Annotated in this window: 9 protein-coding genes; 1 reads left to right on the forward strand and 8 read right to left on the reverse strand. The window is 67.1% G+C overall.

Annotated features, from left to right (window positions below):
* Positions 1-10 precede the first annotated feature (10 nt).
* The 8 genes from ICN82_RS14375 to ICN82_RS14410 all read right to left on the reverse strand — a co-directional run bounded on the left by ICN82_RS14375 (position 11) and on the right by ICN82_RS14410 (position 7,201).
* The gene (locus ICN82_RS14375; RefSeq protein ID WP_193184008.1) at positions 11-1,147 is read right to left on the reverse strand and encodes a toxic anion resistance protein; all 1,137 of its coding nucleotides are present in this window, start codon (positions 1,145-1,147) and stop codon (positions 11-13) included.
* A complete protein-coding gene (locus tag ICN82_RS14380; protein WP_193184010.1) occupies positions 1,144-2,034 on the reverse strand; it encodes a 5-bromo-4-chloroindolyl phosphate hydrolysis family protein in 891 nt (296 codons plus the stop codon). Before ICN82_RS14380 ends, ICN82_RS14375 begins: the two co-directional genes overlap by 4 nt.
* Before the next feature lie 361 nt (positions 2,035-2,395).
* Positions 2,396-2,941 (reverse strand): translation initiation factor IF-3, encoded by a 546-nt coding sequence (infC, locus tag ICN82_RS14385; protein WP_193184030.1) that lies wholly within the window; start codon positions 2,939-2,941, stop codon positions 2,396-2,398.
* Between the two features lie 134 nt (positions 2,942-3,075).
* On the reverse strand, positions 3,076-3,933 hold the full coding sequence (locus tag ICN82_RS14390) for a ferredoxin--NADP reductase (protein WP_193184012.1): 858 nt from the start codon (positions 3,931-3,933) through the stop codon (positions 3,076-3,078).
* An 81-nt stretch (positions 3,934-4,014) separates the two neighbouring features.
* Entirely contained in the window at positions 4,015-4,431 is a 417-nt protein-coding gene (locus ICN82_RS14395; protein ID WP_193184014.1) for a DUF934 domain-containing protein, read from the reverse strand.
* Entirely contained in the window at positions 4,428-5,183 is a 756-nt protein-coding gene (locus tag ICN82_RS14400) for a phosphoadenylyl-sulfate reductase (RefSeq protein WP_193184016.1), read from the reverse strand. Before ICN82_RS14400 ends, ICN82_RS14395 begins: the two co-directional genes overlap by 4 nt.
* The gene (locus ICN82_RS14405) at positions 5,173-6,849 is read right to left on the reverse strand and encodes a nitrite/sulfite reductase (RefSeq protein WP_193184018.1); all 1,677 of its coding nucleotides are present in this window, start codon (positions 6,847-6,849) and stop codon (positions 5,173-5,175) included. Before ICN82_RS14405 ends, ICN82_RS14400 begins: the two co-directional genes overlap by 11 nt.
* Positions 6,850-6,898: 49 nt before the next feature.
* The gene (locus tag ICN82_RS14410; protein WP_193184020.1) at positions 6,899-7,201 is read right to left on the reverse strand and encodes a DUF2849 domain-containing protein; all 303 of its coding nucleotides are present in this window, start codon (positions 7,199-7,201) and stop codon (positions 6,899-6,901) included.
* Between the two features lie 139 nt (positions 7,202-7,340).
* On the opposite strand from ICN82_RS14410, the gene ICN82_RS14415 reads away from it, so the two are divergent.
* A complete protein-coding gene (locus ICN82_RS14415) occupies positions 7,341-7,820 on the forward strand; it encodes an Lrp/AsnC family transcriptional regulator (RefSeq protein ID WP_193184022.1) in 480 nt (159 codons plus the stop codon).
* Positions 7,821-7,904: the final 84 nt, after the last annotated feature.

Here is a 7,904-nt window from a genome sequence, read left to right on the forward strand (position 1 = left end):
GGCGACCGCCTCAGCCCTCGCGCGCCGGCTGCCGCGCCTTCGCCGCGGCCAGGGTATCGCGCAATTCGTTCTCCATGGTCTGAAGCTCGGCCTCGGCGGCTAGGCGCCGGGCCTTGCCCTGGTCGGCGATGCGCAGGCTGTCCTCGATCGTCGCCACCAGCTCGGCATTCGCGGTCTTGATCGCCTCGATGTCATAGACGCCGCGCTCGGTCTGCTCGCGCACGGCGGCATTGGCCTGGCGCAGGTTGGCGGCGTTGGAGGTCAGCAGCTCGTTGGTCAGATCGCCCGCCTCCTTCACCGCCGCCGCCGCCGCGGAGGACCGCTGGATCGTCAGCGCCTGGGCCAGCTGGGTCTCCCACAGGGGCACGGTGTTGACGAGCGTGGAATTGATCTTGGTGATCAGCGCCTTGTCGTTTTCCTGCACCAGCCGGATCGAAGGCAGCGACTGCATCGTGACCTGCCGGGTCAGCTTCAGGTCGTGGACCCGCCGTTCCAGGTCGTCGCGCGCGGCGCGCAGGTCGCGCAGCTCCTGCGCCTTCATCACCTGCGCCTCCTCGGGGGCGGCGGCGATCTCGGCCTCCTTGGCGGGGATGTCATTGGCATCGATCGCGGCCAGGCGCATCTCGCCGGCCGCGATGTAAAGCGCCAGCTCGTGGTAGAAATCGAGCGTCTTGCCATAGAGCTGGTCGAGCGCCTTGATGTCCTTCAGCAGCGTGTGCTCGTGCGATTCGAGATTGCTGGTGATCTCGTCGATCTGGCCCTGCACATCCTCGTACTGGGACATGAATTTCGCCACATCGCCGCGCTTGCCGGTCAGCTTTTCCCACCAGCTGCGCTTGCGGCCGGGATCCAGCTCCTCGACCGAGAAGCCGCGGATGGTCGCCACCATGTCGCGCAGGCTGTCGCCCGCCGGGCCGAGATCCTTGTTGCGCACATCGGCCAGCATCGCCTGGCTGATCGTCTGCAGCTCGGCCTGCGCGGCCGAGCCGAAGCCGATGATCGTGCCGGTATCGTCGATCCGGATCTCGGCCATGCGCCGTTCGATCTCGGCCTGTCTTTCAGGGGTCGTGGCGGGCAGTTCGGCCGGTTCGGGCAGCGCGGTGGCGGCCGTTTCGGCGATCTCGGCCTGCAGCTTGGTATCGGTCATCCTTCGGTCCTCGATGGGCTCAGATGGGGCTCTCGCGACAGCCGTTCTCTCAGCACTTCCATCTCGATATCAAGCTGGGAACGGTCGTCCAGTAGCAAAGTTTCGGTCTTCTTGGAGAAGTTCCGGTCGAGGTCGTCGATCAGCGTCACGAAGGCGGTGCGCGCCTGCGGGTCGCGGCTGCGCGCGGCATAGGCGGCGTATTTCTCGGCCGCCTCGCGGGCCCCCGAAAGGTAGACCCCCAGATAGCGGCGCGCGGCGGTCAGGTCGCGCGGATCCTGTTCCACCGTGCGGAACATCTCGCGCGCGGTGGCCTGGAACCGTGCCAGGACCAGCGCCAGCTCGCGATCCCGCAGCGGATCCAGCACGCGGTTCATCGCGGCCAGCTCCGCCTCGGCGCCCTCCACCGCGCGGGCGACGCGGCCGGACTGGAAATCGTCGCCCGCGATGCCCTTGCTGCGCAGCGGGTCGGGGCCGAAGGCCAGAAGGTGCAGTCCCGCCCCGATGCCGCCCAGCAGCGTGCCGACCAGCAGCCCGCCCTGCCAGGCGGCGTCGAGGCCGAGGCCTATTCCCATGGCCGCCGCCCCGAAGATCTTGCGCGGGATGGCCGGCCGGCGGGCGACGCTGCGGGTGTCGTAGGCGGCCTGGGCGCGGATGCCCTCGCGGGTCAGCCAGGCCGCCAGCATCATCGCCCCGAAGGCGCCCAGCCCGGCGGCCATGCCCAGGGGCGGCTTGAAGAAGGCGGAGATCGCGAACAGGAAGGGCAGCACGAACAGGATGTTCACCCGCGCGCCCAGCCGCGTGGGAACCTTGCCCTGCCAGGGATGCGTGCGGGGCGCTGCCTGGGCGGCGGGATCGGGGCTATAGCTGCCGGCGTAGCGCCGCGCCATCAGCCAGCCCCCCCGAAAGCCACGTAGACGATCAGCGCCATGAGCAGAAAGAATGCGATTCGATGCAATTTGGTCTCCGCCTGTCATTCCGGCCCCGCGCCGCCGCGACCCGCGCATCCCGCGCCGCCGCCGTCCCCGGCGGAAGGGGGCGGCCGAGACGGCGGGACGGCGACCTGCGGGGATCGGGACCCCTTCACAGATAGGGGCGCAGGACGGCGGGGCAAAGTGAAGTTCGGGTGACGATGCGGTTTGCGCGCCTGCCCGCCTGCGGCATGCCGCCGCCGGGCGGGGCCGGACGCGAAAGCGGGCAGAAAAGAAAAAGGGGCGCGATGCGCCCCCCGTCCCTCCGGTTCCCGCCGCCTTACTTGGCGGTGGGGCCGATCATCATGACCATCTGGCGGCCTTCCATCTTCGGCATGTTCTCGACCTTGCCGATTTCCTTCACATCCTCGGCGACGCGTTCGAGCAGTTCGCGCCCCAGGTTCTGGTGGGCCATCTCGCGGCCGCGGAAGCGCAGGGTGATCTTCACCTTGTCGCCCTTTTCCAGGAACTTGAAGACGTTCTTCATCTTGACGTCGTAGTCATGGGTGTCGGTCCCCGGACGGAACTTGACTTCCTTGACCTCGATGATCTTCTGCTTCTTGCGGGCCTCGCTCTCCCGCTTCTGCGTCTCGTACTTGTACTTGCCGAAATCCATGATCTTGCAGACCGGCGGCGTCGCGTTGGGCGAGATTTCCACCAGGTCGAGGCCTGCGCGTTCGGCAAGTTCCATGCCGCGCGCCGGGGTGCAGAGACCGACGTTTTCGCCGTCTGCACCGATCAGCCGGATTTCAGGCGCCCGGATCCGTCCATTGATGCGGGGGCCGGTGTCACGCGTCGGGGGCGCGTTATGGGGTCTGCGAGCTATGTCAGCGTTCCTTCGATAGTGATCGGGATTGGTGCGTCAAGATAGTGCCGCGGACGCAGTGTTTCAAGCGCGATCTGCCCCGGTTTCCCGGGGAAAATCACGCTTTCCGGGCCGCGGCCGTACCTTTCGGCGGGTCAGCCGACGAAGGCCTTCTCGACCACGAAGTGCTGGGGGTCGGAATTGGCGCCTTCCTCCAGCCCGTAGCCCTCGAGGATTTCCTTGAGGTCCAGGTTCAGCCCCATGGAGCCGCAGATCATCGCCCGGTCGGTGGCCGGATCCATCCGCCCCGCCTCGATGCCCAGGTCGCGGAACGCGGTGCCGTCCTTGAGCAGGGTGGTGATGCGGCCCATCTTCGGGCTCTCCTCGCGGGTCGTGGTCGGGTAATAGCGGATCTTCTTCCAGAAGCCCTCGCCGATCAGCTCGTTCAGCAGCTCGTCGGTCTTCAGCCCCTCGATCAGCTCGGCCCCGTAGGTCAGCTCGGCCACGTCGCGGCAGGTATGGGTGATGACGATCTCGTCGTAATCCTCGTAGGTCTGCGGTTCGCGCAGCAGCGAGGCGAAGGGGGCGAAACCGGTGCCGGTGGAGAAGAACCACAGCCGCTTGCCGGGCAGAAGCGCATCATGCACCAGCGTGCCCACGGGTTTCGGGCGCAGGATGATCTGGTCGCCCACCTTCAGGTGCTGCAGCCGCGAGGTCAGCGGGCCGTCCTGCACCTTGATCGAGTAGAATTCCAGCTCCTCGTCCCAGGAGGGGGAGGCGATGGAATAGGCGCGCAGCAGCGGCTTCTGCTTGCCGGTCCTGGGATCGGGATCGCCCATCAGGCCGATCATGACGAATTCGCCCGAGCGGAAGCGCAGCGATTGCGGCCGGGTGCAGCGGAAGCGGAACAGCCGGTCGGTATAGTGCTGCACCTCGGTGACGGTCTGCGCGTCGGGCAGGGCCACCGGCTTGGAGGTGATTGCGGAGTCGGTCATGTTGTCTTGAATGGTCATCGTCTCGGCCTTCATCGCACGGGCGGCTCCTGCTGCAAAGCAGCATAAGCGCGCAGCCCGGGGTGGATAGTGGGATCGTGATCAGCCGCGCAGGCGCGCCTGGTGGTGGAATCGGGTCCAGTCGGCGCGGAAGGCCCACTGGTCTTCGGGCTGGCGATGGGCAAGCTCGTCGGAGATTTCCACCTCGTCGAAGCCCATGCGGCGGGCCATGGCATACTGGTCGGCGATCACGTGCCCGCGCGCCCGCAGCCGTCCGCGGAACCCCATCCGGCGCAGCTGCCCGGCGATGGTGAAGCCGCGCCCGTCGGAAAAGGCGGGGAAATCCACGCGGATCATGTCGATCGCATCGACCCGGTCCTTCAGCGCGGAGACGTCGCCATCGGAGGGAACATCCAGCGACAGCGTGCCCTCATGGTCCGCGGCCAGTTCGCCCAGGGCGATGAAATCGCCGGTCCAGTCATCTGCGGCAAAGCCGGTATCGGTCACGATCACGCTCATGCTGCGTCTCCCTTGGGCAGCGGGCCGCGCACGACCTTGCCGTTGATGAAATGGATGCCGCATTCCTCCTTCTGCGCGTTGCGCCAGCGTCCGGCGCGCGGATCCTCGCCCGGCGCGACCTTGGTCGTGCAGGGGGCGCAGCCGATGGAGGGATAGCCCTGCGCCACCAGCGGGTGACGGGGCAGGCGGTTGTTTATCATGTAGTCCTGGACATCCTGCGGCGCCCAGTGGGCCAGCGGGTTGACCTTGATCCGGTCGGGCCCGTCGGCCTCGAAGAAATCCAGCGCCGCGCGGGTCGCGCTCTGGAACCGCTTGCGGCCGGTGATCCATGCGTCGAAATCCGACAGCGCGGTCTCCAGCGGCACGGTCTTGCGCAGGGTGCAGCAGGCATCGGTGTCGCTGCCGTGCAGAAGTCCGTCCGGGTCCTGCGCCTCCAGCTGGATGCGCGTGGCGGAGATCCGGCGGATGTCGCTCAGCCCCAGCGCCTCGGCCAGCTCGCCCTGGTAGGCCAGGGTCTCGGGGAATAGCATATGCGTGTCGATGAACAGCACCGGCGTGGCCGGGTCGATCACCGCCACCATGTGCAGAAGCGCCACCGATTCCGCCCCGAAGCTCGACACCATCGCGACCCGCCCGACCTGGGGGTCGGACAGGGCGCGCTCCAGCACGGAGGTGGCGGAGTGATGGCGGTACCTGTCATTCAGATGCGCGACCCGCTCCTCCGTGCGGGGGAGGGGGGCTTCAAGCGGCACGGGCCCGCCCCTTCGCGTCCTCGCCGTAAAGCGCGATCTTGAACGGGTTGATGCCCACGCGGCGATAGCAGTCGAGGAATCGTTCCTCGGCGCTTTCGCGTTCCTTCAGATAGGTCGCGACGATCTTCTCGATCGCCGGCACGATCTCGTCATAGGCGAAGCCCGGCCCCGTGCGCTCGCCGATCGCGGCCGTCTCGGTGCCGTCGCCGCCCAGGGTGATCTGGTAGTTCTCCACCCCCGCGCGGTCGAGGCCCAGGATGCCGATATGGCCGACATGGTGGTGTCCGCAGGCATTGATGCAGCCCGAGATCTTGATCTTCATCTCGCCGATCTCGTGTTCCAGCTTCAGCTCGTCGAAGCGGGTGGCGATCTGTTCCGCCACGGGGATCGAACGGGCCGTGGCCAGCGCGCAGTAATCCATGCCCGGGCAGGCGATGATGTCCGAGATCAGCCCGACATTGGCCGTGGCCAGCCCGGCGCGCAGCAGTTCCGCATGGATCACGGGCAGGTCCGACTTGTGGACATGCGGCAGGATCACGTTCTGCTCGTGGCTGATGCGCAGCTCGTCATGGCCGTAGCGGCGCGCCAGGTCCGCCATCACGCGCATCTGATCGGCCGAGGCGTCGCCCGGGGTCTTGCCATGCGCCTTCAGCGAGATGGTGACGATCGCATAGCCGTCGATCCGGTGCGCGGCCAGGTTGGTATCCGCCCAGGAGCGGAAGACCGGATCGGCCTCGCGCGCGGCGTCATAGGCCTCCGTCGTGGCGTTGCGGAAGGCGGGGGCGGCGAATTCCTTCTCGATCCCTGCCAGGATCTCCTGGTCGATGCCGGTGAATTCGGGACGGATCTCGGCATAGCGGGCCTCGACCAGGTCGCGGAACGTGTCCAGGCCGTTCTCGGCGACGGTGATCTTGATGCGCGCCTTGTACTTGTTGTCGCGCCGTCCCAGCGTGTTGTAGACCGACACGATCGCCTCGCAATAGGGCAGCAGGTCCGCCTTCGGCACGAAGGGGCTGATGACCTTGCCGATCATCGGCGTCCGGCCCAGCCCGCCGCCGACCAGCACCTCGAAGCCGGGCTCGCCCGCCTCGTTGCGCACCATGCGCAGGCCGATGTCATGGGCCTTGGTCACGGCGCGGTCATTGGGGCTGCCGGTGACGGCGATCTTGAACTTGCGTGGCAGGAACTGGAATTCCGGGTGGTCGGTGGACCACTGGCGCAGCAACTCGGCCACGGGACGCGGGTCCTCGATCTCGTCGGCCGCAGCGCCGGCGAAATGGTCCGCGGTCACGTTGCGGATGGTGTTGCCCGAGGTCTGGATCGCGTGCATCCCGACATCGGCCAGCGCCTCCAGCATCTTCGGCACGTCCGGCAGCTTGGGCCAGTTGTACTGGATGTTCTGGCGGGTGGTGAAATGGCCGTAGCCCTTGTCCCAGGTCTCGGCGATATGGGCCAGCTGGTCCATCTTGCGGCTGTCCAGCGTGCCATAGGGGATCGCCACGCGCAGCATGTACGCGTGGAGCTGCAGGTACAGCCCGTTCATCAGGCGCAGGGGCTTGAATTCGTCCTCGGTCAGCGACCCGTCGATCCGGCGTTCGACCTGCTGGCTGAACTCCGCGACGCGGCGGCGGACGAAAGCATCGTCATACTCGGAATACGTGTACATCGGCGGGCTCCTGACTGGGGGCTTGCGTGGGCGCGGGGCGTCGCCGGGCTCAGGCCCGGCTCTCCTGCTTGCCATGGACGTAGTTGGACGGACCCTTCGCGCGGAAGGCTTCGCGGAAATGCACGGGCTCGGGCCCGTCGGGACCGGGGCGGGCATCGGCCAGATAGACGCCGACGACCTTGTTCTGCTGACCGCTGGCGAAAAGCAGCCGGATCTCGGCATGAGCCTCGTCCTCGATCAGCTCCGCCTCGTGGTGGTGGCGCGACCACTGATCGGTCTCGGTCAGGTAGATCACGTCGCCCTCGAGCAGATCGTTGGCGGTCACGACCTTGGGGGTGAATGCGCGGGCCATGGGGTCGTCCTTCGTTTCGGGTTGGGATGAATATAGAACAACATCCCTCAATGCCGCTAGGTTCCACGGGAAATAAGAACTTTGTTCGCATCTCGGAAGCGTGATAGAACGATCTTGCGGATTTCGAAGGAGAGAGGCCATGGCTGTTCAGCTCGACGCCGTTGATCGCAGAATTCTGGACGCGCTGCAACGCGATGCTTCGCAGTCGCTGGACGAGATCGCGCGCCGGGTCGGGGCGTCGAAGACGCCGGTCTGGAACCGGATCCGCAAGCTGCGCGAGGCGGGGGTGATCCGCGCCGATACCGTCGTGCTGGATCCCGAGGCGCTTGGGCTGGAGGCCTGTTTCTTCGTGCTGATCCGCACCTCCGAACACGAGGCGGCGTGGCAGCAGAAATTCCTCAGGACGCTGCGCGAACGGCCCGAGGTGCTGGAGGCGCACCGGCTGGCCGGGGATATCGACTATATCCTCAAGGTGCGCGTCGCCAATGCCCGCGCCTATGACGATTTCTACCAGGCGCTGATCCAGGAGGTCCGGATCTTCAACGTCACGGCGCTTCTGAGCATGGAAGAGATCAAGGCCACCACGGCGCTGCCGATCCCGCGGCTCGACGAGGACTGAGCCGCCGCCGCGGCGGCCTCGGCCGGTCACGCGGCCGGTGAGGGCAGGGGCGCGTCCTCGGCAGGCCCGGCGCGCCCCGGCCGG

This window comes from Mangrovicoccus algicola (genome assembly GCF_014903745.1).
GTDB lineage: Bacteria > Pseudomonadota > Alphaproteobacteria > Rhodobacterales > Rhodobacteraceae > Mangrovicoccus > Mangrovicoccus algicola.

Excerpts from the sequence above, each read along its gene's own strand:
- ICN82_RS14375 (WP_193184008.1), bottom strand. The coding sequence starts at position 1,147 with ATGACCGATACCAAGCTGCAGGCCGAGATCGCCGAAACGGCCGCCACC.
- ICN82_RS14380 (WP_193184010.1), bottom strand. The coding sequence starts at position 2,034 with ATGGCGCGGCGCTACGCCGGCAGCTATAGCCCCGATCCCGCCGCCCAG.
- ICN82_RS14390 (WP_193184012.1), bottom strand. The coding sequence starts at position 3,933 with ATGACCATTCAAGACAACATGACCGACTCCGCAATCACCTCCAAGCCG.
- ICN82_RS14395 (WP_193184014.1), bottom strand. The coding sequence starts at position 4,431 with ATGAGCGTGATCGTGACCGATACCGGCTTTGCCGCAGATGACTGGACC.
- ICN82_RS14405 (WP_193184018.1), bottom strand. The coding sequence starts at position 6,849 with ATGTACACGTATTCCGAGTATGACGATGCTTTCGTCCGCCGCCGCGTC.
- ICN82_RS14410 (WP_193184020.1), bottom strand. The coding sequence starts at position 7,201 with ATGGCCCGCGCATTCACCCCCAAGGTCGTGACCGCCAACGATCTGCTC.
- ICN82_RS14415 (WP_193184022.1), top strand. The coding sequence starts at position 7,341 with ATGGCTGTTCAGCTCGACGCCGTTGATCGCAGAATTCTGGACGCGCTG.